Consider the following 1,173-nt stretch of genomic DNA (forward strand, 5'->3'; position numbering starts at 1 on the left):
TCCAGCCGGGCGCGCAGGGCCGCTTCCAGCGCGGCGGCGCGTTGCGGTTCGCCGGTCAGGGTGCCCATCCGGCGCAGCACGCCGAACAGTTCATCGAATGATCCCACGCGGAACACCGCCACGGGAATGCCCAGGGCGCGCAGGCCTTCCACGGCCTCGCCCGCCTCGCGGCGGCCTTCCATCTGCAACACCAGGTCCGGGGCCACGGCGGCCACCATTTCCGGGCTGGGGCGCATGTGCGTGCCGATGACCGGCAGGGCGCGGATGGCGGCGGGTTCCTCGTCGGCGGCGGTGCGGGCTGCTATACGGTCGGTCAGGCCCATGGCCGCCAGCAGTTCGTTGAACGCGCCGTACAGGGCCACGATGCGCCGGGCTGGGTGGGGCAGGCGCACTTCACGCCCCGTATCGTCGGTGATGGAGACCGGTCCGCCCGCCTGCCCGCCCTGTTGTCCCCCCGATTGTTCACCTGATTGTCCGGCGCGGGCGGCGGGCGCGGCAGCGGTGATAGCCAGCGTGGCAAGCAGGAGCAGGGTCACGACCAGTGTCCGGTACGGACGATGGAAGGACGTTGCCGTCACGGAGGCGGCCTGATGAACGAAGGAATGCATGCGGTCAGTCATCCTGTGTGCCCATGGAACGAGGCTGGGTCTGTGCGGAAATTTCGGGTTCGTCGCAGTGGGCCGGGGGCGTTGCGGGGTGGGGATGCGCGTGTCCGGAAAAGCCGGACAGTGACAATGCAGGCTCTTGTGGCGGCACATCCGGATAGTGAAGCGGGTACTTGCGTCTTGTCGCGCCTGCCGTGATCCGCTCCGTCGGGGTTGCGGGCAGCCCTGTGTGCATGTCCGCCCGGAATGCTCCGGGCACGTAACAGGCCTGCGGTTTGCCGGTGACCGGGTGGGGCTGCACCGTCACCGGAGTTTCGTACACCTCGGACAGTACTGCGGCGGTGAAGGTTCGCTCCACCGGACCGTCTTCCACCACACGTCCATGTTTCAGGAATATCAGGCGGGTACAGTACAGGGCTGCCAGGTTCAGGTCGTGCACGGCGGCCACGATGCGCGCCCCGGCCCGGTGGCGGGCGTGCAGCAGATCCAGGATGTCCAGGGCGCGGGCCACGTCCAGCCCGGCGGTGGCCTCGTCCAGCAGCAGGGTGTCCGCGCCCTGGGCCAGGGC

At 69.3% G+C, this 1,173-nt stretch carries 2 protein-coding genes; both read right to left on the reverse strand.

Going from position 1 to position 1,173, the window contains the following annotated elements; genetic code table 11:
• A partial coding sequence (locus tag FVW27_RS16460) for an ABC transporter substrate-binding protein (protein ID WP_243838523.1) occupies positions 1 to 608 on the reverse strand: 608 nt, incomplete at its 3' end.
• Between the two features lie 4 nt (positions 609 to 612).
• Positions 613 to 1,173: ATP-binding cassette domain-containing protein (locus FVW27_RS16465; protein ID WP_167127214.1), on the reverse strand; the 561-nt coding region annotated here is incomplete at its 5' end.

The sequence above is a fragment of the Nitratidesulfovibrio liaohensis genome, assembly GCF_011682075.1.
Classification (GTDB): domain Bacteria; phylum Desulfobacterota; class Desulfovibrionia; order Desulfovibrionales; family Desulfovibrionaceae; genus Cupidesulfovibrio; species Cupidesulfovibrio liaohensis.